The sequence below is a fragment of the Streptomyces sp. NPDC048565 genome (genome assembly GCF_040650935.1).
In the GTDB taxonomy this organism is placed as follows: Bacteria; Actinomycetota; Actinomycetes; order Streptomycetales; family Streptomycetaceae; genus Streptomyces.
Genome location: NZ_JBEZIH010000017.1, coordinates 150,428 through 173,708, shown reverse-complemented (window position 1 = coordinate 173,708; position 23,281 = coordinate 150,428). Strand labels below are relative to the sequence as shown.

Here is a 23,281-nt window from a genome sequence, read left to right as displayed (position 1 = left end):
CCCGCCGGGGGCCCGCGCTCAGTCCGCGGTCTCGATCCCGAGCATCGCGAGCCCCAGCTTGGTCAGCTCCTCCGACACCTCGTCGGGCCGGGCACGGCGCGGGCGCCGGGCGTGGTGCGCCATGAGCTCGTGGACCGTACCCACCATCACCATCACCACGACCCGGTGGTCCCGCTCCGGCACCTCGCCGCGCACCGCGGCGCGTTCGGCCTCACCGGTCAGGAAGTCCGTCCACAGGTCACGCCACCGCTTGCAGTGCGCGTCCACCGCCGGACTCACACCCAGCACCTCGACGAACGTCACCCGCGCCTCCCGCAGGTCCCGGGTCACCGCCGACACGTACGCGTCGAAGAGCCGCCGGAAGCGCTGCCCGATCGGACAGCCGTCCATCCCGTCGGAGAGCAGGGCCACTTCGGACGCCCGCAGACCGGCGGTCGTGATCTGGTTGTGCAGGGCCATCAACAGGCCCTCCCGGGAGCCGAACTCCTCACGGAGCGCCTCCTCCGGCACACCGGCCATCGCACACAGGGCGTATTCCGACGTCTGCGCGTAGCCGTACACCCCGAAGAGCTCCAGGGCAGCGTCGAGGAGCTGCCCACGGGCCCGCGTACGCACACCGTCGACCGCACCGGTCACTTGGTCCACCGGGACATCCACCACGGGTCCTCCTTGGTCTGCCGCCCATCCGGTACCCACGACCGCGGTCGAGCGGATCGCGAGGGCCGGAGAGAGCTCGGGCGCCTCTGGATGGCGCGTGCGCCATTGTCACGGCACACCTCGCCCGACACGTCCCACGCCACGCCGTCGCACGCACAGACCGCCAGGACCGGTGAGCGCTCGCACAGTTGTGCCGCACGCGCCGGGTACACCCGCCGCGTAGCGGGAAGTTACGGACACGACGCCCCGGACGAGGGCAGGCGGGGCACGGCAACCGAGGATCCCGTCCCGCCGCAACCTCCCCCCGGCGGGCCCCTTTCGTTCAGAGCCGCTTCAGCACTGCCTGCTTGGCGGTGGTGAACTCCTCGTCGGTGAGGATGCCCGACGCGTGCAGCTCGCCGAGTTCGCGCAGCCTGCGCAGCAGGACGTCGTGGTCGTCGGCGGGCGGGGCCGGGGGCGCTTCGAGTGCGGTGGGGGGCGCGTCGGGCTCGGCGGTGGCCGGCATGCGTACGAGTACCGCGGCGGCGACCAGGACCGCCGTGTACTCCCGCTTCGACAGCCCCCACAGATCCAGGGAGTACGGGTCGAACTTCGCGGGAGCGGCCGAGGCCACGCCTCCCCTGTCGAAGCGCAGCGAGCCGTTCTCAAGACCGATCGCGGGCACCCAGCGCACCCCGGTCACCTCCGGCAGCGAAAGGGTGACGGGGCCGCTCTCGGTCTTCGACTCCTCGGCCTTCCAGTTCCAGGTCAGACGGACCGTCTCCCCGTCGAAGGACGCCGTGCCGTCACCGCCGCCGCCCGACACAGGCACCGAAGGGCCGGGCAGCAGGAAGCGGTCCACCGGACCCTCGGGCACCTGCTCGATCAGCAGGGCGTTGCGTATCTCGTCGACGAGGTACTCCGCCACGCCCGTACGGTCCTTCTCCACCACCAGCTGGTACGGGTCGGCGGCGTCCTTGAGCCGGCCGTCCGCGGCCCGCAGCACGGGGCAGGCCCCGGTGCGCAGCCGCAGGCGCAGACGGCCCCCCTTGCGGTCCGGCTCGAACGAGACGCCCGCCACCGCCCGCAGCGGGACGGCGAGTTCACCGAGGTCCTGCCGCACGGGGTGCACCTTGCTGCCCGGGACGATACGCACCGTGTCCCCGTCGAAGTTCCACGTTCCGTCGCGCGAGATGATGTCCGCCATACGGCGATTCTGCCAGGCCTGTCCGCGTACACGGGCGGGCCGAGGCTCCACCCCGAGCGCGTACCGCCGTGACAGGCGCGGTCAGCCGGTGCCGCCGCCTTCGGCCCTGCCGTGGACCAGCGGCAGGAAGACCTCGTCGACGATCTCGACCAGGACGGCGTCCGGCACCGCCGGGATGCCCCGCGTCATGTACTCGTTGCGCAGCAGCGCGACCGGCGCCGACGCGACCCTGGGGTGCATCGCCCCGTGCGCCGCCTCGCCCCGGGCCACCGCCCGGCCGAGCGCCGTCGTCCACGCGGCCCCGTAGGCGCCGCCCTCGGGATCCTGCCCTTCGCGCAGCTCGGCGAGCAGCTCCGGAGCGCCGCCGGCCGCCGCGATCAGGCCGCGCAGGATCTCCCCGTACGGCGACGACCAGGTGCTGTTGGCGCGCCGGAGCAGCTCCAGCGCGTCGCCCCGCAGCGATCCGGTGTCCGGCACCGTGGTCTCCACCTCGGTCATCCTGCGGTATGCGGCCGCGCCGAGGGCGACGCGGTTGGGCCAGCGGCGGTAGATGGCGTTCTTGTTCGTGCCCGCCCGCCGGGCCACCTCGTCCATGGTCAGCCCGGCGAAGCCGGACTCCCGCAGCACCTCGGCCGCCGCCCGGAGGATCGCCTCCTCCAGCACCGCCCCACGCCGCCGCTGCGCCCCGGCCGCCCGCCTCCCGTCACCGGCTTCCTGCACCGGTCGCCCCCTCTCGCCGTCCCCTCCCGTCCCCGTCCGTACGCCGATATCTACGGCACGGAGCGTGCGCGCGCCAAATCCGGGCGGATGAGCACGGCCGGCGAGGCCTTAAGGTACGCTACGTACCCTAAATTCGGTCGCGCAGAGAGGCCCCCGTGCGCACGTTCGGCATCAACTTCGACACCGGCTTCACCAGTGCCGGAACCACCACCCGCGAGCCCTTCGACCCGGCCGTCGTCCGCCGCGAGATGGAGATCATCCGCTCCGGTCTGCGCTGCGACGCCGTACGGATCACCGGCGGCGACCGCGACCGCCTGGAGACGGCCGCCCGGCTCGCTTCCGAGGCCGGACTCGGCGTCTGGTATTGCCCGTTCACCAACGGACTCACCCAGGACGAGCTGCTGGACCTCCTCACCGACAGCGCGGGCCGCGCGGAGAAGCTGCGGCGCGACGGCGCCGAAGTCGTCTTCCTGACCGGGTCGGAGATCTCCCTCTTCACCGACGGCTTCCTCCCCGGTGACACCACGGCCGACCGGGTCACCGTCCTCTCCGACCCGCAGCGACTGCGGGCGGCACTCCCCGCCCTGCACGCCCGGATCAACGCCTTCCTCGGCACGGCGATCACCGCCGTACGAGCGGAGTTCGGCGGCCGGATCGGATACGCCTCGCTCCCCTTCGAGGGCGTCGACTGGACGCCCTTCGACCTGGTCGCCACCGACGCCGGCTACCGGGACGCGGGTAACGCGGATCAACTCGCCGACGGGCTACGGGCCCTGACCTCGCACGGCAGGCCGGCGGCGGTCACGGAGTTCGGCTGCGCCCCCATCCGCGGCGGCGCCGCCATCGCCGGCAGGGCGGACGCGGTCATCGAATGGGACGACCGGGCCCGCCCCGCCGGGTTCACCCGCCCGGTCGTCCGCGACGAGCGGGAACAGGCCGACTACGTCACCGAACTCCTCGGCCTGTTCGAGAGCTCCGGGATCGAGGCGGCCTTCGTCTACACCTTCGCCCGCTACGACCTGCCGCACGACGGCGCGGGGGCTGGAAGCGAGGCCGGGACCGGGGCTGCCGCGACGCGCACCGGCGGCCCGCCCTCCGACGACCGCGACTTCGACAAGGCGTCCCTCGGCGTGGTCAAGGTCCTCACCGACGGCCGCACCGGCACCGCGTACCCCGGCCTTCCCTGGGAGCCCAAGGCCGCCTTCCACGCCCTTGCGGAGTACGGCCGCCGCCGGGCGGGCAGCCGGACCCCCGGGCCCCACGACGGGATCAGACCGTGAGGACGACCTCGCCCCGGAGGTGACCCACGTCGAGCAGCCGGTGCGCGTCGGCGACGCGCTCGAAGGGGAACGCCTCCTGCACATGGACCCGGAGCTTGCCCTGTTCGACGAGTTCGACGAGCCCGCGCAGGGCGACCGGGTCGGGGTCGACCGCGATGCCGCTGAAGCGCATGCCGGCCGCCTCGTACCTGGCGACGAGCTCCGCATCCCCCTCGGCGACCGCCGTCACCAGGTGGCCGCCCGGGCGCAGCACGTCGAGCGACCGCTCGACGACGTCGCCGCCGATCGTGTCGAGCACGACGTCGATGTCAAGGACCGCCTCGGTGAAGTCGACCGCGGTGTAGTCGATCACCTCGTCGGCGCCGAACCCCTCGACGAACTCCCGCTTGCTCCCACTCGCTCAGCGATTCATGCCCGTACTCACCGCCCTCATGGACGCGGCGGCGGCGGCCGGCGAGATCCGCTCCGACGTCGGCCCCGAGGACCTGCTGGTCGCCACCCGGGACGCCGACGCCCCCCGTGCGGGGAAGTTAGCGACAGCCACAACCACACAAACCCGACATCTCCGCGTCCGCAACCCACCCCCCGACCGGCCGCGACCGGGGCCACCCCTGGGCCGTGGCCGACCGCGTCGCGTGGGGTAGGGGGGTGAGGGGGCGTGGGGGTGAGGGGCGTGGGGGTGAGGGGGCGTGGCTCAGGGGCGTAGGACGATCTTTCCCACATGGTCCCTGCGGGCGAGCTGTTCCTGTGCCCGCGCCGCCTGCTCCAGTGGGTACGTCGCGGCGATGACGGGGCGGATCTCGGCGCCGCGGGCCAGGTCCATGAGCAGGCCGAAGTGTGTGGGCGTGTGCATGGAGGAGCCGATCACCTGGGCGTTGTGCAGGTAGAGCCGGCGGACGTCGAAGGTGACGTCGTATCCGCCGAGCGCACCGGCGACGACCCACCGGCCGCCTTCGCGCAGCAGCGGCAGCCCCTCGCCCACCAGATCCCCCGCGACGACGTCGAGTGCGACGTCGATGCCCTCCGGGGCGGCCGCGCGCAGCTGCTCGGCCAGGGGGACGGCGCTTGCGCGGTCGATGACTTCGTGTGCGCCGGCTTCACGCACCGGCCCGGTCTTGGAGCCGCTGCTGACGGCCAGCACCTTCGCGCCCCGGGCGCGGGCGAGTTGCACCAGGGCGAGGCCGACACCGCCGGACGCTCCGGAGATCAGGGCCGTCTCCCCCTTCCGCAGCCGGCCTCGTTCGATCATGCCCAGGGCGGTGCCGTAGGCCGTCGGCAGTGTCGCGAGCTGTTCGTCCGTGAGCGGGGACTCCGTCACGTCGTGGACCCGCTCGGCCGGTGCGGTCACGTACTCGGCGTAGCCGCCGTCGCGCTCGCTCCCCATCAGGCCCACCGGGTTCGCGTCCGGGCCTTCGGCATCGTAGATCGCCGGGTCGACGACCACGCGGCGGCCGGTGAGGGCCGCGTCCACGCCGGGTCCGACGGCCGCGACTCGGCCGGCCACGTCGGCGCCCTGGATACGCGGGAAGTCGACCGGGCCTCGCCAGCCCGACAGTGCCTCCGGGTCTCCCGGGCGTCCGTAGGAGCCCTCCCGGGTCCACAGGTCCGTGTTGTTGAGCGCTACGGCGCTGACCTGGACCAGCACCTCCCCTCGCCGCGGGGCGGGCACGGGCACCTCGGTCGGTTCGAGAACCTCCGGGCCTCCGTGCTCCGCGATCCGTACCGCGCGCATGGTGTCCGATGCTGCCATCATCGCTCCGACCTCCTTCAGGTATACCGATCTGTATACTCGACCACCGTACACCGATCAGTGAAGGAGCGCCCGATGCAGGAAGCGCAGCCCATGACACCGGCCGCCCGCCGGATCGTGGAGACCGCAGAGGAGCTGTTCTACAGCCGTGGGATCACAGCGGTCGGCGTGGACCTGATCGCCGAGCACTCCGGGGTGACCAAGCGGACGCTGTACAACCGCTTCGGCTCGAAGGACCAGCTCGTGGCGGCCTACCTCGCGGAACGGGACCGGCGCTGGTGGGCCCTCGTGCGCGCCGCCGTCGACGCGAGCGACGGCCCCGTCGACGCCGTCACCGCGCCCTTCGAGGCGCTGCGGACCTGGAGCACGTCCAACAGCCGGGGCTGCGCCTTCATCAACGCGCTGGCCGAGCTCCCGGACACCTCGCATCCCGCGTACCGCGTCGCCGCCGACCAGAAGCGCCGGCTGCTGGACCTGTTCCGGGAACTCGCCACGGCGGCGGGCTGCGCGGAACCCGCCGCCCTCGCCACCCAGCTCCTCGTGCTGCACGAGGGCGCTCTCGCCACGCAGCCACTCCCGCTCGACACCCTTCCGGAGAGCGCCGCCCTGGCGCGGGCGCTGGTCCTCGCGGCCGCGGGGGTCACGCGGCCAGGGTGACCGCGTCGATCGCCGGCGTACGCAGCGTCCTGCGCGCGGTCCAGAGGCTCGTGCCGAGGGTGGCCACGGCGGCGACGGCCATGACGGCCAGCCAGGTGCCGGGGCCCTGGTTCGGCAGGGTCCGGTCGGTGCGGACCATCGTGAACGGGATGATGCCCGCGATCCCGGCGAGCGTGCCGAGGACGAGGCCGGTCAGCGTGAGGATCGCCGCCTCGAGGCCGACCACACGCAGGACCTGGCCGGGGGTCGCCCCGGCGAGGCGCTGCTGGCCGAACTCACGGCTGCGGTAGGAGGTGGCGGCGTACAGGCTGTTGATGAGCATGATGCAGGAGAAGACGACGATGATGCCGACCACGACCAGGTTGAGCGTCTCCAGGTTCTTGTCCTCGACGGTCTTGTCCAGGCCGGACCTGGTGACCCAGTCACTCTCGACACCCTGGATGTAGAGGGTGGCGGTGGCCACGCCCGTGAAGATGATCATCGGCATGAGTACTCCGGCCGCTTCCGCGCCACGGCGGCGCAGATTGCTCGTACTCAGATGGGCGCCCGCGCCGCCGATCGCGGCGATGGGGCCTCGCAGCAGCCCCAGGAGCCCGCCCAGCAGGGTCGGGGCGAGGACGGCGAAGCCGACGGAGAGCAGGATGGCCCCGTAGGCGGGGAACATCATCAGCATCTCCTCGGTGCTGTCCATGGCGTACGTGGTCAGGACCGCCCCCACGCCGGCCACCACCGCGACGCAGCCCGCCACCGTACGGCCCCTGGACCTGCGCCTGACCGGGCCACCGCCGGCTCCGGCAGCGGCCCTGGTCGCGCGGCGTACGGCGAGGAACGCGGCGCCGGCGGAGGCGAGGAACGCCACGGCGAAGCCCGATCCGACGGCCATCACACCGAACGCGGGACCGACGTCCGCCGCGACCTGGCCGCTGTCCTTGAACAGGTCGAGCAGGATCCGGCCGCCGAGCACGGCGGGCCCGACGGCGAGCGCCGCGCCGATGAGTGCCACCACGGCGGCCTCTCCGACGACCATGCGCGTGACCTGGGCGGGAGTTGCCCCGGTGCAGCGCAGCAGATGGATCTCGTCGGAGCGCTGGCGGACGCCGACGGTGAGGGTGGACGCGATGGCGAAGAAGACGAGGAGGGAGCCGTATCCGCCGACGACGGTCGCGGAGAGGGTCATGGACTCCGAGCTGACCTCGTCGACCCCGGGGGCCGCCGCCGTGTCGTTGAGGGAGCCGAAGGTCATGATGATCACGGCGCCGAGGAACGCCGAGAGCAGGGTCGCGAGGAAGCGCCCCGGGCGCTTACGGATGGACCGCATGGCCAGGAAGAACATCGCTCACACCTCCATCAAGGGGCTGTCGTCCACGCGCCGTTCGGCCGCGCGGTCGCCGAGGTGGGTCATGCGTTCGGCGACGGCCTCGGCGGTGGGAGCGGTGAGATGTCCCGCAAGCCGCCCGTCCGCGAGGAAGAGCACCGAGTCGGCGTAGGAGGCGGCCACCGGGTCATGGGTGACCAGCACGACGGTGCCGCCGTGCAGACGGACGCTCTCCTTGAGCAGGCCCAGCACATCGCGTGCGCTGCGCGTGTCCAGGGCGCCGGTCGGCTCGTCGGCGAAGATGACGCCCGGCCGGGCGACCAGGGCGCGGGCGATGGCCACGCGTTGGCGCTGTCCGCCGGAGAGCTCGTCGGGGAAGTGACCGAGCCGCTCGCCGAGACCGACCTGCGCGAGGACCGCGCGGACGCGCGCCGGGTCGGCCCTGCGGCCGGCGAGCCGGAGCGGCAGCGCGGTGTTCTCCTCGACGGTCAGGGTGGGCAGCAGGTTGTACTGCTGGAAGATGAAGCCGATCCGGTCCCGCCGGAACTTCGTGAGCGCTGCCTCACCGCCGCCGGTCATCTCCTCGCCGTCGACGAGGATCTGCCCCCGGTCGGGGCGGTCCAGGCCCGCCGCGCACTGGAGCAGCGTGGACTTCCCGGAGCCCGACGGGCCCATGACCGCGGTGAAGCTCCCCCTCGACAGGCTCAGGGTCACCCCGTCCAGGGCGGTCACCGCGCCGTCGCCGGTTCCGTACACCTTGCTCACCGAAACCAGCCGCAGAGCCTCGGCGGACCGGCTCGTGGGCTGCCGCTTGCGATCGGACATGGCCATCCACCCTCTGCTCGTCGGACGCGCTCTGCGCCACGTCGACGACGCTACGGACGGGGGCCGGTGACCACACTGGGCCCCGCACCCGAGTACGGGAGGGGTGCTGGCTACACCCCGGCCGGGGACGGCACCCCGGGTACGATACCCCCCTGGGTATATACGTACGGGTATGCCCCGCCCCTGACGTGGGAGGAACCATGCAGCTCGACATGGCGGCCGACGAACTGAAGTCCGTCCTCAACCGGTTGCGCAGGGCGCAGGGTCAGATCGCCGGGGTCATCAGGATGATCGAGGAGGGCAGGGACTGCGAGGAGGTGGTCACACAGCTGGCCGCCGCGTCCCGGGCCCTGGACCGGGCGGGGTTCTCCGTCATCGCGACGGGACTCCAGCAGTGCCTGGCCGACGAGGCCCGGACACCTGCCGACAAGGACCGGATGCGCGCCCGCCTGGAGAAGATGTTCCTCTCCCTGGCCTGAGCCCACCCGCGACTCCCGCGACTACCGCTCGGGGAACGGCCCCCCGCACGCGCTGCAGAACTTCGGCGCCCGGTCCGCCGACAGCCGTCCGCACTCCGGGCACACCAGGTCCAGCATGCAGGGCGCCTCGCCGCCCTCGTACGCGGGAGTACGCACCGTCGGCTTGATCGTGAGCCCCGGACGCCGGCGGTGCACCGTGAGGTACGTCAGCCCGTCCGGCCCGGCCGCGAGCGCGCGACGCGAGGTACGCGGCAGCCAGGTGACCGTCGTCGGGGCCAGGTCCAGTCTCTCCCCACCACCCGTACGCAGGCTGCCGCCGCCCGCGAGGACGACGAGCAGCACGTCCAGGACGTCCTCCTGGTGCTCGGCGACCCCCGCGCCCGGCGGCAGACGCACGACATTGGCGTCCAGCTCCCGGCCCTGCTCGGCGAGGTGCCAGAGCGCGCCGCGCTCACCGGGTGCGGCGGACGCGAGGAGCTCGTCCAGCACGGCGAGCACCTGCGGGGTGGCTTCGTCGTCCATGCCGCGGCCTCCTGGTCGTCGCTCACAAGCCGTCGGGCCGGCCTGGTCGAAGCGGGCCGCCCAGTCTTTCACGGCGTGCGGCGTCCGGGAGCGTGCGTCACTTCTGCCGGGCGACGGTCTCCGGGAGCGGGGTGCAGAAGATGGTCGCGCCGACGTCGGCGAGCCCCTTCTTCACGCCGTACGTGGGGGCGTTTCCATGTGCTGTGGTGCCTTCTGGGGAGACGAGCGGGCGACAGCCGGGCCCGCGCATCCCCCGCACCACCAGATCTCGGTCGATCTCGCCATGACACCGAAATACCGCCGCCGCAAACGGTCCGGACATGTCCCGGCATGACCGCCGGTGGCGCGTACGGAGGATCGCCCCGTACGCGCCCGCCGGCACGTGCTCCCGGGTCGTCAGGTCGTCAGGTCGTTACGGGACGAGCTTGAGCAGCTTGTTCGGGGATCCGGTTCCGACGCCGGTGAGGGTGCCGGACGTCGCGCCGTTCACGAGGGCCGAGGCCACCGCCGCCGGGGAGGCGCCGGGGTGGTTCGTCAGGTAGACCGCCGCTGCACCGGAGACGTGCGGTGCGGCGAAGGACGTGCCGTCACCGGTGTAGGTGGCGGTGTCCGAGCTGTTCCAGCCGGCGGTGATGCCGGAGCCCGGCGCGAAGATGTCCACGGCGGGGCCGTAGTTCGAGTAGCTCGCGCGCGCGTCGGTCCGGGTCGTGGCTCCGACGGTGATCGCGGTGGCGACCCGTGCCGGGGAGTAACCCGATGCGGGCGCGCCCGAGTTGCCGGCCGCGATGGAGTACGTGACCCCGGACGCGATCGACTTGGTCACCGCCGCTTCCAGCGTGGTGCTGGCGGCGCCGCCGAGCGACACGTTCGCCACGGACGAGGCGACGTGGTTCGCGGTGATCCAGTCGACGCCTGCGATGACCCCGGCCGTGGTGCCGGAACCGTCGTCGCCGAGGACCCGCACGGCGACGATCTTCGCCTTCTTCGCCACCCCGTAGGTGCTGCCCGCGACGGTCGTGGCCACATGGGTGCCGTGGCCGTAACCGTCCTGGGCGGTGGTGTCGTCGTCGACGAAGTCGTAGCCGTACGAGGCCCGGCCGCTGATCTCCTGGTGGGTGATGCGTACACCGGTGTCCAGGACGTAGACGGTGGTGTCACCACCGGCCGTGTCCGGGTAGGTGTACGTGCCGCTCAGCGGGAGGGCGGCCTGGTCGATCCGGTCGAGGCCCCAGGGTGCGTTGCTCTGGGTGGCGGTCGCGTGGACCTTCTGGTCCTGCTCGACCGATGCGACCGCAGGGTCGGCGGCGAGCCGCTCGGCCTCGGTGCTGCTGAGCGTGGCCGCGTAGCCGTTCAGCGCCGAGGTGTAGGTGCGCTCGACCTTGCCGCCGTGGTCGGCTATCAGCTGCTTGCCCCGCGCCGCGGACGCCTTGAACCCGGCCGTCTTCTCGAGCGTGACGATATAGCTTCCGGGCACCGCCCCGGCTGCCCCCGCGTGCAGGACTCTGCCTTCGGTCTTGGCGGCCTGTGCGGGTAAGGCCGCGCCCACGCCGACCGCCAGGGCCAAGGTCGTCGCGGTCGCGATCGCTGCCGCGATCCGCCTCCTGGTGTGACGCACCGCTGTGTTGCGCACTGCTGCCATCGGGACTTCCTCCTCGAACACCGGCGCGTCAGGGGTTTGACGTGCCGTCGGGTGTGGCGTACGGGGTTCGTCCGCCGAGCACGACGATGTCCCGGTGCGTTCCGGCGGAGCAAGGAAGTCGAGGCAACTGTCATGAGCGCGCCACGGTGTTGACCGTGCGTCCACCCGGCGTCACACGCGGCAACACAGGCTTCGCCTGCCGGCCACGATGCGGACACCCCGCGCCGCCCCGGTCACCGGCTTCGCACGCATCGCCGCCGACCTGCGGGATGAGGCCCTGGGTAGGGTGGGCGCGACAGCGCGCATCGTGCAACCCGAACCGAGGAGCAGACGTGAGTGAGCCGGCGTCCATCGCCCCGCAGAAGGCGATCGCCCTGCAGAAGGCGATCGCCCAGGAGCTGGAGGTCGCCGAGACCTTCGACGCCGAGCAGGAGATCGAGCGCCGTGTGGCCTTCCTCACCGAGCGGCTGACCTCCACGGGGCTGCGCTCCCTGGTGCTCGGCATCAGCGGCGGCGTCGACTCCACCACCGCGGGCCGGCTCTGCCAGCTCGCCGTCGAGCGGGCCCGTGCCGCGGGCCACGAGGCCCGGTTCCACGCGATGCGACTCCCCTACGGGGTCCAGGCCGACGAGCACGACGCCCAGCTCGCCCTCTCCTTCATCCGGGCCGACCAGATACTGACCGTGGACATCAAGCCCGCGACCGACGCCACGCAGGAGTCCCTGCTCACCGGCGACGTCGCCTTCCGCGACCCCCACCACCAGGACTTCGTGGTCGGCAACGTCAAGGCACGGCAGCGCATGATCGCCCAGTACGCGGTGGCCGGAGCGCACAGCGGCCTCGTCGTCGGCACCGACCACGCGGCCGAGGCGGTCTCCGGCTTCTTCACCAAGTACGGTGACGGCGCCGCCGACCTGGTCCCGCTGACCGGGCTGACCAAGCGCCGGGTGCGCGCCGTCGCACAGGCGCTGGGCGCGCCCGCCGAGCTGGTGGGGAAGGTGCCGACGGCCGACCTGGAGACGCTCGACCCCGGCAAGACCGACGAGCACGCGCTCGGGGTCACCTACGACGCCATCGACGACTTCCTGGAAGGCAAGCCGGTCGACGAGCAGACCTTCGACACGATCGTCCGCCGCTACCGCCTCACCGACCACAAGCGCCGGCTGCCCATCGCCCCGTAGCGCGGTTCCGGAGGAGGAATCTTCATGCCCCGTGACCCCGACTCGCAGTACCCGCCGATCGAGCCGTACGACCGGGGCATGCTCGACGTCGGCGACGGCAATCGCGTGTACTGGGAGGTCTGCGGCAACCCCGCCGGCAAACCCGCCCTCGTCGTCCACGGCGGACCCGGCTCCGGATGCGGCGCCGGGGCGCGGCAGCGCTTCGACCCCGACCTCTACCGCGTCGTGCTCTTCGACCAGCGCAACTGCGGCCGCTCCACCCCGCACGCGAGCGACCCGGCCGTCGACATGCGGCACAACACGACGGCGCACCTGATCGCAGACATGGAGCTCCTCCGTGCCCACCTGGGCATCGAGCGGTGGCTGCTGTACGGGTGGTCCTGGGGCTCCACGCTGATCCTCGCGTACGCCGAGGAGCACCCCGAGCGCGTCTCGGAGATCGTGATCCCCGCCGTGACGACGACCAGGCGCAGCGAGATCGACTGGCTGTACCGGGGCGCGGGGCAGTTCTTCCCCGAGGCGTGGGACCTGTTCCGGGCGGGCGTCCCGGAGGCGGAGGGCCCCGGGGACCTCATCGCCGCGTACGCCCGGCGGACCGAGAGCCCCGACCCCGAGGTACGGGCGAAGGCCACGGCCGACTGGTGCGCCTGGGAGGACGCGGTGCTGTCCACGGAGACACACACGGGCCCGCCCCCCTTCAGCGGTCGGCCGGGCCGCGACCAGCTGGCGCTGGTCCGGATCTGCGCGCACTACTTCTCCCACGCCGCCTGGCTGGAGGAAGGACAGCTGATCCGCGACGCCGGCCGCCTCGCGGGCATCCCCGGCGTCCTGGTCCACGGCCGCTTCGACCTGGGCGGCCCGCTGGGCACCGCCTGGGAGCTGGCCAAGGCCTGGCCTGACGCCGAGCTGACGGTGATCGACGACGCGGGCCACCTCGGCTCCCCGGCGACCCGCCGCGCGGTCCTCGCGGCACTGGACCGGTTCGGGCGGCGCGCCTGAGCCGCCCTTGCTTCGAGCGCGCTCGAAGGAGTTGGCTTGGGACTCATGAAGTACACACAGCTTGGACGCACCGGACTCAAGGTCAGCCGCCTCGTGCTGGGGACGATGAACTTCGGCCCCCAGACCAACGAGAGCGACAGTCACGCGCTCATGGACGCCGCCCTGGAGGCCGGCGTCAATTTCTTCGACACCGCGAACGTCTACGGCTGGGGCGAGAACAAGGGCCGCACCGAGGAGATCCTGGGCACCTGGTTCGCGCAGGGTGGCGACCGCCGTGACAAGGTCGTCCTCGCCACCAAGGTCTACGGCAACATGGGGGCCGACGGCGAGGCGTGGCCCAACCACGACAAGCTGTCCGCCCTCAACATCCGCCGCGCCGTCGACGCCAGCCTCAAGCGCCTGCAGACGGACCACATCGACCTGTACCAGTTCCACCACGTCGACCGGGACACCCCGATCGACGAGATCTGGCAGGCCATCGACGTACTGATCCAGCAGGGCAAGATCCTTTACGCGGGCTCGTCCAACTTCTCCGGCTACAAGATCGCCCAGGCCAACGAGCGGGCCAGGCAGCGGGGCAGCTACGGCCTCGTCAGCGAGCAGTGCATCTACAACCTGATGGAGCGCGGGGCCGAGATGGAGGTCATCCCGGCCGCCCAGGAGTACGGCCTCGGCGTCATCCCCTGGTCGCCCCTGCACGGCGGGCTGCTCAGCGGCGCGATCCGCAAGGAGCGCGAGGGCGGCAGCTCCCGGTCCACCTCGGGCCGCGCCGGCGCCGCTCTCGCCGACCCGAAGCAGCGGGCGCAGATCCAGGCGTACGAGGACCTGCTGGAGAAGCACGGCATCGAGCCCGGCGAGGCCGGTCTGGCCTGGCTGCTCACCCGTCCCGGTGTCACTGGCCCGATCTCCGGCCCGCGCACCCGCGAGCAGCTCGACTCGGCGCTGCGCGCGGTGGAGCTGGAGCTTTCGGACGAGGTGCTGGCCGCCCTGGACGAGATCTTCCCGGGCCCTGGCCCGTCGCCGGAGAACTTCGCCTGGTAACACGCGACGCGCGTGGCCGTGGCTTCCGCCCCCGGGTTCAGCCCCCGAGGGCGGAAGCCACGGCCACGACGACGAACATCAGCACGAGCACGACCGCCATGATGCGGTTTCTGGTCTTGGGGTCCACCCGACGAGCGTAACCGCCCACCTCACCACCCCGACGCCCAGGCCCACACCATCCTGCGTCCCGGCGTGTCCTGGGGTCCGGGCCTATCGTTGTACCGCGCGGCTGCCCCGCACACGCGGCGGCGGGGAGGAGCGCCACGATGACCGTCGTAGAGACCGACAGGATCGAGATGGCCGAACCGAGCGACGAGCGGACTCTGGACTCCATGTTCGAGTGGCTCGAGAAGATGCCTGTCCCCGAGGGATTCAAGAGCGAGATCGTCGGGGGAAACATCTTCATGTCGCCGCAGCGGGACAACCACTGGGACATCATCGCCGACCTCTACGATCAGCTCCGGACCGTCTACCCGCGTAAGCGACTGAAGTCGGACGTACGAGTTGACTTCCCCGGTCATCTGAACGGGTTCTCGGCCGACCTGCTGGCACTGGCGGAGGACGCCCCGAAGGACGGCAAGGGGAATTGGCTGTTCACCGGCGTCGAGTTCGTCGCGGAGGTGATCTCGAGAGGGACCGCCGCCAATGACTACGGGCCGAAGAAGGACGCCTATGCGGCCGGTGGTGTCCCGGTCTATCTGATCGTCGATCCTTACGCGGGTAAGTGCCATCTCTTCCGTTCCCCGCGGAACGGGGAGTACGGAAGCGAACTGACCGCCGTCTTCGGCACAGCCATCGACCTCACCGAGTCCGGTGTGGGGGTCACTCTCGCCACCGAGGACTTCGGCCGCGACTGACACGCCCCGCACGCTGTGCGAAGCGGCTCCGGGGGAGTGCTCCGGAGCCGCTTCGCAGCGCGGGGACGGCTCAGACCGCCGTCGCCAGCTGCTCGCGCGGGACGAACCGCACGTGCGGGTGGCCGGGACGCAGGTCGACCTTGAGGCGCAGGCCGCCGACGCGGGTCAGCATGAAGCCGACACCCAGCGCGGCCACCATCGAGACCGCCCCTCCGGCCGCCATGCCTGTGCGGGCGCCGTAGGTGTCGCTGATCCAGCCGACGATCGGGGCGCCGACCGGCGTGCCTCCGGCGAAGACCATCATGTAGAGGCTCATCACCCGGCCCCGCATCTCGGGGTCGGCGGCCATCTGGACGCTCGTGTTGGCGCTGATGTTGGTCGTCATACCGATCATGCCGATCGGCACCAGCAGCACCGAGAACAGCCAGACGGAGGGCGACACGGACGCGGCGACCTCCAGCAGTCCGAACACCGTGCCCGCGCCCACCACCATCCGCAGCCGCGAGGAGCGGCGACGGGCGGCGAGCAGGGCCCCGGCGAGGGAGCCGGCCGCCATGAGGATGTTGAAGAACGAGTACATCCCGGCGCCGCCGTCGAAGATCTCGTCCGCGAAGGCCGTCAGGAAGATCGGGAAGTTGAACCCGAACGTGCCGACGAAGCCGACCAGGACGATCGGCCAGACCAGATCGGGCCGCCCGGAGACGTAGCGCAGGCCGTCACGCAGCTGACCCTTGGCCCGTTTGACGGTCACGGACGCGTGGAACTCGCTCGGGCGCATCATCGTCAGGCCGACGAGCGGCGCGATGAAGGACAGCCCGTTGAACATGAACGCCCAGCCGCTGCCGACCGACGTGATCAGGACACCCGCGACGGCGGGGCCGATGAGCCGGGCGGACTGGAAGTTCGCCGAGTTCAGGCTGACCGCGTTGCGCAGCTGCGCCGGGCCGACCATCTCGGAGACGAACGACTGACGCGCCGGGTTGTCGACGACGGTCACCATGCCGAGCAGGAAGGCGACCAGGTAGACGTGCCAGACCTCCACGACGCCGGAGAGGGTCAGGACGGCGAGTGCGATGCCGCACAGGCCGAGCGCTGTCTGGCTGAAGATGAGGAGACGCCGCTTCGGGAGCCGGTCGGCGATGACGCCGCCGTACAGGCCGAAGAGCAGCATCGGGAGGAACTGCAGCGCCGTGGTGATACCGACGGCGGTGGCGGACCCGGTGAGGCTCAGCACGAGCCAGTCCTGCGTGATGCGGGACATCCAGGTACCGGTGTTGGAGATCACAGCGCCCGTGGCGAACAGGCGGTAGTTACGGATCTTCAGCGACGAGAAGGTCCCGCCGGTCTTGCTCTCGTGGGTGGAAGTCGGTGCGGGGGCGGAGTCTGCTCCGGATCCCGTACTCAAAAGAGTTCGCCTCCTCGGGCGTCTACGGCGTTCCTGCTGACGGGGACGTGACTGCGGACGCTGCGGACCGGAGTCCGACGGCGCCCGGGGTCACAGGTGGGCGAGCTTCTCCAGCACGGGCGCGGCGGCCCGCAGCGTCTCCCACTCCTCCTCGTCCAGGCCGTCGGCGAGGTTGGCCAGCCAGGCGTTCCGCTTGTCGCGGCTCTCGGCGAGCATGGCTTCCGCCTGCTCGGTCCGGCTGACCATCTTCTGCCGACGGTCATCGGGGTGCGGTTCAAGTCTGACCAGGCCCTTGGCTTCCAGCAGCGCGACGATGCGGGTCATCGACGGAGGCTGTACGTGCTCCTTGCGGGCGAGGTCACCGGGAGTGGCGGAACCCCAACGGGCCAGTGTACCGAGCACCGACATTTCGGTGGGGCTCAGTGACTCGTCGACGCGCTGGTGCTTGAGGCGCCGGCCCAGCAGCATCACGGCTGAGCGAAGGGAGCTCACGGCGGCGGCACTTTCACCGTCGTGGATCAGGTCAGGCATGGTTCTTAGCGTAACTCATTAGCTATGCTAAATACCAACTGGTGGTACACGCGCGAGAAACTGATCACCCGAACGAGTGAGTATGAGGCGGAAAGAGCCTCGAAAAGGCCATGTGTGCCGCGACCCTGCTGGCATGGGATCGACAGTGCTCAGCCTGCGCATAGACGGTGAGCTGCTCGACCGGCTCCGCCAGCACGCCGCCAGACGCGGCATGAGCGTCCAGGACTACGTGGTCCAGACGCTCGTCCGCGACGATTTCGACGAGCGCTTCCACGCGGCCGTCGACGAGACGGAGAAGTTCTACGGGGCGGAGACCCGTCACCCGGACCCGGCCGACCGGGTCACCTGACGGGTCCCCGCCCCGCAGGGGTGGGACTTCGCGCACACGGCGCGGCTACGTGAGGCCCAGCGCCGGCATCGCGTAGTAGAAGACGAAGACCACGGACACCACGTACATGGCCACCGGCACCTCCCGGCCACGGCCCGACGCCAGGCGCATCGCACTGAAGGCGATGCAGCCGATACCGATGCCGTTGGTGATCGAGTACGTGAGCGGCATCATCAGCATGGCCATGAAGGCCGGGATGGCGAGCGTGTAGTCGCTCCAGTCGATGTCCCGCACATTGCCCGCGAGGATCAGGAACCCGACCGCGATCAGTGCCGGGGTGGCCGCCTGCGAGGGGACCATCGTCGCCAGCGGCGTCAGGAACAGCGCCACCGAGAAGAGCAGCCCGCTCACCACGCTCGCCAGGCCCGTACGGGCGCCTTCGCCGACCCCTGCCGTGGACTCCACGAAGCAGGTCGAGGCGGAGGAGGAGCTCGCGCCACCCACGGCGACGGCGACACCGTCGACGAGCAGGACCTTGTTGATGCCCGGGAAGTTGCCGTCCTTGTCCATCAGCTCGGCCTCGTCGCCGACGCCGAGGATGGTGCCCATCGCGTCGAAGAAGCAGGACAGCAGCACGGTGAAGACGAAGAGGACGCCGGTCAGGAGGCCGACCTTCCCGAAGCCGCCGAACAGACTGACCTCGCCGAGCAGCCCGAAGTCGGGCGACGAGACGGGGTTGCCGGGCCACGCGGGGACGGTCAGGCCCCAGGCGTCGGCCGGCAGGTCCGCGATCGCGTCGATGACCAGCGCGACGACCGTCATGACGACGATGGAGATCAGGATCGCGCCCGGCACCTTGCGGACGATCAGCCCCAGGGTCAGCAGCACACCGAGGACGAAGACCAGGACGGGCCAGCCGTTCAGGTGCCCGTCGTTGCCGAGCTGGAGCGGCACGGTGGTGTGCGCGACGTCCGGGATGCGGGAGACGAAGCCCGAGTCGACCAGGCCGACCAGCAGCACGAAGAGGCCGATGCCGATCGAGATGCCCTTGCGGAGCGAGCGCGGCACGGCGTTCATCACGCGCTCCCGCAACCCGGTCGCGACGAGCAGCATCACGACGATGCCCGCCAGGACGACCATGCCCATCGCGTCGGGCCAGCTCATCCGGGGGGCGAGCTGGAGGGCGACGACGGTGTTGACGCCGAGACCGGCGGCGAGCGCGATCGGCACATTGCCGATGACGCCCATCAGGAGCGTGGAGAACGCGGCCGCCAGCACGGTGGCCGTGACGAGCTGCCCTCCGTCGAGCTGGTGCCCGTACATGTCCTTCGCGCTGCCGAGAATGATCGGGTTCAGCACAATGATGTACGCCATCGCGAAGAACGTGGCGAGACCACCACGGACCTCACGCGCGACCGTCGACCCCCGCTCGGAGATCTTGAAGTAACGGTCGAGGCCGCTACGAGGCTGCTGCGGCATCGGAGGCTGATCGACCGGAGCGGTGGCCGAGGAGGACATGTATGACCTTCAGTCGTGCATCGAGGGAATGAAAGTGGTCAGATTTGGATGTTCACACGAATAATTTGAGTCACCCGTAAGCAGATTCAGTATGAATACATAAGGCAAAGATCGCTATCTCCGCGCGTAGACCCGTGGGCCGACTGGCCCGCAGCGCTCCGGCCACACACGGCTAGACTGGCCACATGGAGAAGTGGACACCGAAGCACGAGGCGCCCGAGCCCCTGGAGGGCCCCGTCGTCGCCACCGTCACCGGCGGCACGATCCTCTGGTTCGTCCTCTTCGTCGTGCAGGTCCCCTTCTACGGCTGGTTCGACGACCGGGGTCACGCCTGGTGGATCTGGGTCTGCCTGGCCGGCGCCGGACTGGGCCTGATCGGTATCTGGTACGTCCGGGGACGGGACGCAGCGCTCAAGCGCGCCGCGGCCGCACAGGCCGGGGCCCCACGGGCCGACGGGGCGACCGCTTCCGGCAGCACCGCCACCTCCTGACGTACACCCGCATCCCTGACCGCGCCCGCCCGTGACGTACACCCGGGGGACCATCCTGGTCCTCCCCCGGTCGGATCTTCCGGTCCCCGGCGGGTGAACCGCCCCCGCCGCCCGTACGGTCGGAATCATGACGCAGCGGGCACTCGATTCCTCCGGTGAACAGCCGGATTCCGTACGGACCCCTCCGGCGCCCGCGCCGACCGGCGGGCTGACCACCGCCGAGGTCGCCGAACGCGTCGCACGGGGCGAGGTCAACGACGTGCCCGTCCGCTCGTCCCGCTCCGTCACCGAGATCGTCCGCGCGAACGTCCTCACCCGGTTCAACCTGATCATCGGCGTGCTCTGGGTGATCATGCTGTTCGTCGCCCCGTTCCAGGACAGCCTCTTCGGCTACGTGATCATCGCGAACACCGGGATCGGCATCGTCCAGGAGTGGCGCGCCAAGAAGACCCTGGACAGCCTCGCGGTGATCGGCGAGGCGAAACCCACCGTGCGGCGCGACGGGAGCTCCGCCGAGATCTCCGTCTCCGAGATCGTCCTCGGCGATCTCGTCGAGCTGGGCCCCGGGGACAAGGCCGTCGTCGACGGCACGGTCGCCGAGGCCGACGGCCTGGAGATCGACGAGTCGCTCCTGACCGGCGAGGCCGACCCCGTGCTCAAGCGGCCCGGTGACCCGGTGATGTCCGGCAGCTTCGTCGTCGCCGGAGGAGGGGCGTTCACCGCGACCAAGGTCGGCCGCGAGGCCTACGCCGTCCAGCTCGCCGAGGAGGCGTCCCGCTTCACCCTCGTCCAGTCGGAGCTCCGCAGCGGCATCAGCACGATCCTCAAGTACGTCACCTGGATGATGGTGCCGACCGCGATCGGGCTCGTCATCAGCCAGCTGGTCGTCAAGGAGAACAACTTCAAGGACTCGGTGGCCCGCACGGTCGGCGGCATCGTCCCGATGATCCCCGAGGGCCTGGTCCTGCTCACTTCGGTCGCCTTCGCGATCGGCGTCATCCGGCTCGGCCGCAAGCAGTGCCTCGTGCAGGAACTCCCCGCCATCGAGGGCCTGGCCCGGGTCGACGTCGTCTGCCTGGACAAGACCGGCACCCTCACCGAGGGCGGCATGGACGTCACCGAGCTCCGCCCGCTGAACGGCTCCGACGAGGACCGCCTACGCCGCGTCCTGGGCGCTCTCGGCGCCAGCGACCCACGGCCCAACGCCAGCCTCCAGGCCATCATCGACGCCTACCCGGACGGCTCGGGCTGGGGCGTCACACGGACCGTGCCCTTCTCGTCGGCCCGCAAGTACAGCGGCGCCGCGTTCACCGAGGGCGACGGCACCGAGTCCGCCTGGCTGCTCGGCGCCCCCGATGTGCTGCTGGCCCCCGGTGACCCCGCCATCGCCGAGACCGGCCACCTCAACGAGCAGGGGCTGCGGGTCCTGCTCCTCGCCCGGGTGCCGGGCGAGCTGGACGCCCCGGACGCCGCATCGGGGGCGGCGCCCGCCGCGCTCGTCGTCCTGGAGCAGCGGCTGCGGCCCGACGCCGGGAGGACCCTGGCCTACTTCGACGACCAGAACGTCGCCGCGAAGGTCATCTCGGGCGACAACGCCGTCTCGGTCGGCGCGGTCGCCCAGAAGCTGGGGATGCCGGGCGCCGAACACCCCGTGGACGCCCGCCGGCTGCCCGACGACAGCGACGACATGGCGACGGAGATCGAGCGGAACGCGGTCTTCGGCCGGGTCACCCCGCAGCAGAAGCGGGACATGGTCGCGGCCCTCAAGTCACGTGGGCACACGGTCGCGATGACCGGGGACGGCGTCAACGACGTGCTCGCGCTCAAGGACGCCGACATCGGGGTCTCGATGGGCTCGGGCTCCGAGGCGACCCGCGCGGTGGCCCAGATCGTGCTGCTCGACAACAGCTTCGCGACGCTGCCCTCGGTGGTCGCCGAGGGCCGCCGGGTCATCGGCAACATCACCCGGGTCGCCACGCTCTTCCTCACGAAGACCGTGTACTCGGTGCTGCTGGCGATCCTGGTGGTCTGCTTCCAGGTGGAGTACCCGTTCCTGCCGCGCCATCTCACCCTGCTGTCCACACTGACGATCGGAGTCCCGGCGTTCTTCCTGGCGCTCGCCCCCAACAAGGAACGGGCCCAGCCGCACTTCGTACGCCGTGTCATGCGGTACGCGATCCCGTCCGGGGTCATCGCTGCGGTGGCCACCTTCGTCACGTATCTGATGGCCAGGCACGCCTATTCGGGGCCGGGCTCGCTCGACGCGGAGACGAGCGCGGCGACCCTCACGCTGTTCCTGGTCTCCATGTGGGTCCTGGCGATCATCGCCCGTCCCTACACCTGGTGGCGGGTGACGCTGGTGGCGACGATGGGCGCGTGCTTCCTCGTGGTGCTCGCGGTGCCCTGGCTCCAGAAATTCTTCGCGCTGAAGCTGGTGGGGGTGACCATGCCGTGGACGGCTGTGGCGATCTCGGTGGTCGCGGCGGCCGTCCTTGAACTGGCCTGGCGTATGGTCGGCCGCCGCTTCCGCTCGTGAAGAGCCTCTCCCTGCTGGGGAGGGCCGCTACTTCACGTCGACGAAGTCACCCGCGGCCTTGACTGCGGGCGTGGTCGACGTGCCGGCGAAGGCGTAGCGCCAGTAGCCGTCCACCGAGGCCTTGGCCGTGGTCTTCAGCGCACCGGTGCTGCTCGACTTGATCGTCTTGACGGTGGTGTAGGTGCTGCTGTTCTTCTTGCGGAACTGCAGCTTGACGGACTGGGTGGCGTAGCCCTTGTAGGTGCCGGTCTCCCAGTTGGCGCGCGAGAGCTTGCCGGTGATGGTGAGGGTCTTGCCCTTCTTGACCGGCTCCGGCGCGGCGTTGACGGTCAGCTTGGAGAGGCGCTGGAGGTTGGTCCTGGCGAACGCGTCCTTCTGGACGACCTGACCGTCGTTGCTGAGCACCGCCGCGCCGACCTTCCAGGTCTTCGAGTCGGAGTTGAGCAGCCACGCAGGATCGACGGTGACCGTGAGCGTGCAGGTCGACGTCGTCGCGCCGGCCGCCTTGCACTTGGCGGACTCCTCGTTCTGCGCGAAGCCGAAGCTGTCCTCCGACTCCAGGGCACTGCCGATCCACAGGATCGTGCCGGCGTCGGCGATGCCGGAGTCGTCCGTGGCGGTGATGGCCACGGTGACCTTCTTGGGAGCCGTGGTACCCACCACGATGGCCTTGCCACCGTTCACCACGGCCTTGGTGATCTTCAGGTCGCTGCCGGAGGTGACCGAACGGGCAGCCATGCGCCCGGTGGACTGCTCCGGAGCGGAGAGTCCGAAGTCGGGCGTCCAGGAACGGCCGTCGTCGGCCGTCGCGGCCGGAACGGCGAGAGCGGAAAGAGCCAGGGCGCCGGAAACAGCGGCGACGGTGGCACGAATACGCATGTGGTCCCCTGTGGGGCCGGGGGACCCGCCGAGGTGGTTTCCCCCTGGCAGGTCCCAACTGGTCGGTGAGTCTGGTGACTCGCACGGTCAGACAGCGCACAGGAGTGAATAGTTGTGCCCGAGGCATGTATTTCTGGTGAAGATCACTCAGGAGTGCCTGGTCGGGCAGGTATCAACACCTGTACACCGGGGCAGGTGTCCCGGAACGGAGAGGGGACACCAGTGATCGGCCCGCTGACAGGAACCATCGCATTCGTGATCTTGGGGGCGCTGGCCATCGTCGGCGAACGCGCCACCCGCAAGCGGAAGCGCGCGTTCTGGGACCGCTACGGGAGCTACGAAGGGTTCCGCGGCCAGGTCGACGAGGACAAGGTCCGCTCCGTGCGCGCCGCCCATGGCGACATCGCCGCGGTCAAGGCCGTCCGGGACGACCACCCGCTCGCCTCGCTGGTCATCGCGAAGCGGTACGTCGAGGAGCTGTGAGA

24 protein-coding genes and 1 pseudogene are annotated in these 23,281 nt (G+C 70.8%); 11 read left to right on the top strand and 14 right to left on the bottom strand.

Going from position 1 to position 23,281, the window contains the following annotated elements:
• Nucleotides 1–18 precede the first annotated feature (18 nt).
• From AB0C75_RS21530 to AB0C75_RS21520, 3 genes are all read right to left on the bottom strand, one after another.
• Nucleotides 19–660, bottom strand: coding sequence for a TetR family transcriptional regulator (locus tag AB0C75_RS21530; protein WP_362893141.1), 642 nt, complete (start codon nucleotides 658–660; stop codon nucleotides 19–21).
• Between the two features lie 319 nt (nucleotides 661–979).
• On the bottom strand, nucleotides 980–1,843 hold the full coding sequence (locus tag AB0C75_RS21525; protein ID WP_362893139.1) for a DUF4429 domain-containing protein: 864 nt from the start codon (nucleotides 1,841–1,843) through the stop codon (nucleotides 980–982).
• Nucleotides 1,844–1,924: 81 nt separating this feature from the next.
• The gene (locus AB0C75_RS21520) at nucleotides 1,925–2,563 is read right to left on the bottom strand and encodes a TetR/AcrR family transcriptional regulator (RefSeq protein WP_362893137.1); all 639 of its coding nucleotides are present in this window, start codon (nucleotides 2,561–2,563) and stop codon (nucleotides 1,925–1,927) included.
• Nucleotides 2,564–2,718: 155 nt separating this feature from the next.
• Between AB0C75_RS21520 and AB0C75_RS21515 the strand changes: the two genes are divergently transcribed.
• Nucleotides 2,719–3,843, top strand: coding sequence for a hypothetical protein (locus AB0C75_RS21515; RefSeq protein ID WP_362893135.1), 1,125 nt, complete (start codon nucleotides 2,719–2,721; stop codon nucleotides 3,841–3,843).
• Here AB0C75_RS21515 and AB0C75_RS21510 read toward each other — a convergent pair.
• A pseudogene (locus AB0C75_RS21510) lies at nucleotides 3,833–4,243 on the bottom strand (zinc-binding dehydrogenase); the annotation flags it as partial. The gene AB0C75_RS21515 and the pseudogene AB0C75_RS21510 overlap by 11 nt on opposite strands.
• A gap of 294 nt (nucleotides 4,244–4,537) precedes the next feature.
• Nucleotides 4,538–5,593, bottom strand: a complete 1,056-nt coding sequence (locus AB0C75_RS21505) for a zinc-binding dehydrogenase (protein ID WP_362893166.1) — start codon at nucleotides 5,591–5,593, stop codon at nucleotides 4,538–4,540.
• Nucleotides 5,594–5,668: 75 nt separating this feature from the next.
• Here AB0C75_RS21505 and AB0C75_RS21500 point away from each other — a divergent pair, with 75 nt between their 5' ends.
• Nucleotides 5,669–6,250 carry a TetR/AcrR family transcriptional regulator gene (locus AB0C75_RS21500; RefSeq protein WP_362893133.1) on the top strand — a complete coding sequence of 194 codons (582 nt, stop codon included), beginning with the start codon at nucleotides 5,669–5,671 and terminating at the stop codon, nucleotides 6,248–6,250.
• On the opposite strand, the gene AB0C75_RS21495 is transcribed toward AB0C75_RS21500, so the two are convergent.
• Entirely contained in the window at nucleotides 6,234–7,583 is a 1,350-nt protein-coding gene (locus AB0C75_RS21495; protein WP_362893131.1) for an ABC transporter permease, read from the bottom strand. The genes AB0C75_RS21500 and AB0C75_RS21495 overlap by 17 nt on opposite strands.
• Nucleotides 7,584–7,586: 3 nt before the next feature.
• Nucleotides 7,587–8,390: an ABC transporter ATP-binding protein gene (locus AB0C75_RS21490; RefSeq protein ID WP_362893129.1), complete on the bottom strand. Its 804-nt coding sequence runs from the start codon at nucleotides 8,388–8,390 to the stop codon at nucleotides 7,587–7,589.
• A 200-nt stretch (nucleotides 8,391–8,590) separates the two neighbouring features.
• On the opposite strand from AB0C75_RS21490, the gene AB0C75_RS21485 reads away from it, so the two are divergent.
• Complete coding sequence (locus tag AB0C75_RS21485; RefSeq protein ID WP_362893127.1) at nucleotides 8,591–8,869, top strand: metal-sensitive transcriptional regulator; 279 nt, start codon at nucleotides 8,591–8,593, stop codon at nucleotides 8,867–8,869.
• 21 nt (nucleotides 8,870–8,890) lie between these two features.
• Here the strand turns inward: AB0C75_RS21485 and AB0C75_RS21480 are convergent, their stop codons facing one another.
• The 3 genes from AB0C75_RS21480 to AB0C75_RS21470 form a co-directional block, all read right to left on the bottom strand.
• On the bottom strand, nucleotides 8,891–9,391 hold the full coding sequence (locus tag AB0C75_RS21480; protein WP_362893125.1) for a hypothetical protein: 501 nt from the start codon (nucleotides 9,389–9,391) through the stop codon (nucleotides 8,891–8,893).
• Nucleotides 9,392–9,488: 97 nt separating this feature from the next.
• On the bottom strand, nucleotides 9,489–9,641 hold the full coding sequence (locus AB0C75_RS21475; protein ID WP_362893123.1) for a hypothetical protein: 153 nt from the start codon (nucleotides 9,639–9,641) through the stop codon (nucleotides 9,489–9,491).
• A 162-nt stretch (nucleotides 9,642–9,803) separates the two neighbouring features.
• Nucleotides 9,804–11,030, bottom strand: coding sequence for a S8 family peptidase (locus tag AB0C75_RS21470; RefSeq protein ID WP_362893121.1), 1,227 nt, complete (start codon nucleotides 11,028–11,030; stop codon nucleotides 9,804–9,806).
• Between the two features lie 332 nt (nucleotides 11,031–11,362).
• On the opposite strand from AB0C75_RS21470, the gene nadE reads away from it, so the two are divergent.
• The 4 genes from nadE to AB0C75_RS21450 all read left to right on the top strand — a co-directional run bounded on the left by nadE (nucleotide 11,363) and on the right by AB0C75_RS21450 (nucleotide 15,108).
• Entirely contained in the window at nucleotides 11,363–12,211 is an 849-nt protein-coding gene (gene nadE, locus AB0C75_RS21465; RefSeq protein ID WP_362893119.1) for an ammonia-dependent NAD(+) synthetase, read from the top strand.
• A gap of 24 nt (nucleotides 12,212–12,235) precedes the next feature.
• Complete coding sequence (gene pip / locus AB0C75_RS21460) at nucleotides 12,236–13,210, top strand: prolyl aminopeptidase (RefSeq protein WP_362893117.1); 975 nt, start codon at nucleotides 12,236–12,238, stop codon at nucleotides 13,208–13,210.
• A gap of 45 nt (nucleotides 13,211–13,255) precedes the next feature.
• Nucleotides 13,256–14,251 carry an aldo/keto reductase gene (locus AB0C75_RS21455; protein WP_362893115.1) on the top strand — a complete coding sequence of 332 codons (996 nt, stop codon included), beginning with the start codon at nucleotides 13,256–13,258 and terminating at the stop codon, nucleotides 14,249–14,251.
• 266 nt (nucleotides 14,252–14,517) lie between these two features.
• Complete coding sequence (locus AB0C75_RS21450) at nucleotides 14,518–15,108, top strand: Uma2 family endonuclease (protein WP_362893113.1); 591 nt, start codon at nucleotides 14,518–14,520, stop codon at nucleotides 15,106–15,108.
• A 70-nt stretch (nucleotides 15,109–15,178) separates the two neighbouring features.
• Here the strand turns inward: AB0C75_RS21450 and AB0C75_RS21445 are convergent, their stop codons facing one another.
• The gene (locus AB0C75_RS21445; RefSeq protein WP_362893111.1) at nucleotides 15,179–16,513 is read right to left on the bottom strand and encodes an MFS transporter; all 1,335 of its coding nucleotides are present in this window, start codon (nucleotides 16,511–16,513) and stop codon (nucleotides 15,179–15,181) included.
• Between the two features lie 90 nt (nucleotides 16,514–16,603).
• On the bottom strand, nucleotides 16,604–17,044 hold the full coding sequence (locus AB0C75_RS21440) for a MarR family transcriptional regulator (RefSeq protein WP_362893109.1): 441 nt from the start codon (nucleotides 17,042–17,044) through the stop codon (nucleotides 16,604–16,606).
• 133 nt (nucleotides 17,045–17,177) lie between these two features.
• Between AB0C75_RS21440 and AB0C75_RS21435 the strand changes: the two genes are divergently transcribed.
• Nucleotides 17,178–17,393, top strand: a complete 216-nt coding sequence (locus AB0C75_RS21435) for a hypothetical protein (RefSeq protein ID WP_362893107.1) — start codon at nucleotides 17,178–17,180, stop codon at nucleotides 17,391–17,393.
• A gap of 45 nt (nucleotides 17,394–17,438) precedes the next feature.
• On the opposite strand, the gene AB0C75_RS21430 is transcribed toward AB0C75_RS21435, so the two are convergent.
• The gene (locus tag AB0C75_RS21430) at nucleotides 17,439–18,890 is read right to left on the bottom strand and encodes an NCS2 family permease (protein ID WP_362893105.1); all 1,452 of its coding nucleotides are present in this window, start codon (nucleotides 18,888–18,890) and stop codon (nucleotides 17,439–17,441) included.
• A 185-nt stretch (nucleotides 18,891–19,075) separates the two neighbouring features.
• Between AB0C75_RS21430 and AB0C75_RS21425 the strand changes: the two genes are divergently transcribed.
• Nucleotides 19,076–19,381, top strand: a complete 306-nt coding sequence (locus tag AB0C75_RS21425; RefSeq protein ID WP_362893103.1) for a DUF2530 domain-containing protein — start codon at nucleotides 19,076–19,078, stop codon at nucleotides 19,379–19,381.
• Between the two features lie 127 nt (nucleotides 19,382–19,508).
• The gene (locus AB0C75_RS21420) at nucleotides 19,509–21,917 is read left to right on the top strand and encodes an HAD-IC family P-type ATPase (protein ID WP_362893101.1); all 2,409 of its coding nucleotides are present in this window, start codon (nucleotides 19,509–19,511) and stop codon (nucleotides 21,915–21,917) included.
• 27 nt (nucleotides 21,918–21,944) lie between these two features.
• On the opposite strand, the gene AB0C75_RS21415 is transcribed toward AB0C75_RS21420, so the two are convergent.
• On the bottom strand, nucleotides 21,945–22,796 hold the full coding sequence (locus AB0C75_RS21415) for a DUF5707 domain-containing protein (RefSeq protein ID WP_362893099.1): 852 nt from the start codon (nucleotides 22,794–22,796) through the stop codon (nucleotides 21,945–21,947).
• A 255-nt stretch (nucleotides 22,797–23,051) separates the two neighbouring features.
• Here AB0C75_RS21415 and AB0C75_RS21410 point away from each other — a divergent pair, with 255 nt between their 5' ends.
• Nucleotides 23,052–23,279, top strand: a complete 228-nt coding sequence (locus tag AB0C75_RS21410; protein WP_362893097.1) for a hypothetical protein — start codon at nucleotides 23,052–23,054, stop codon at nucleotides 23,277–23,279.
• The last annotated feature ends 2 nt before the right edge of the window (nucleotides 23,280–23,281 follow it).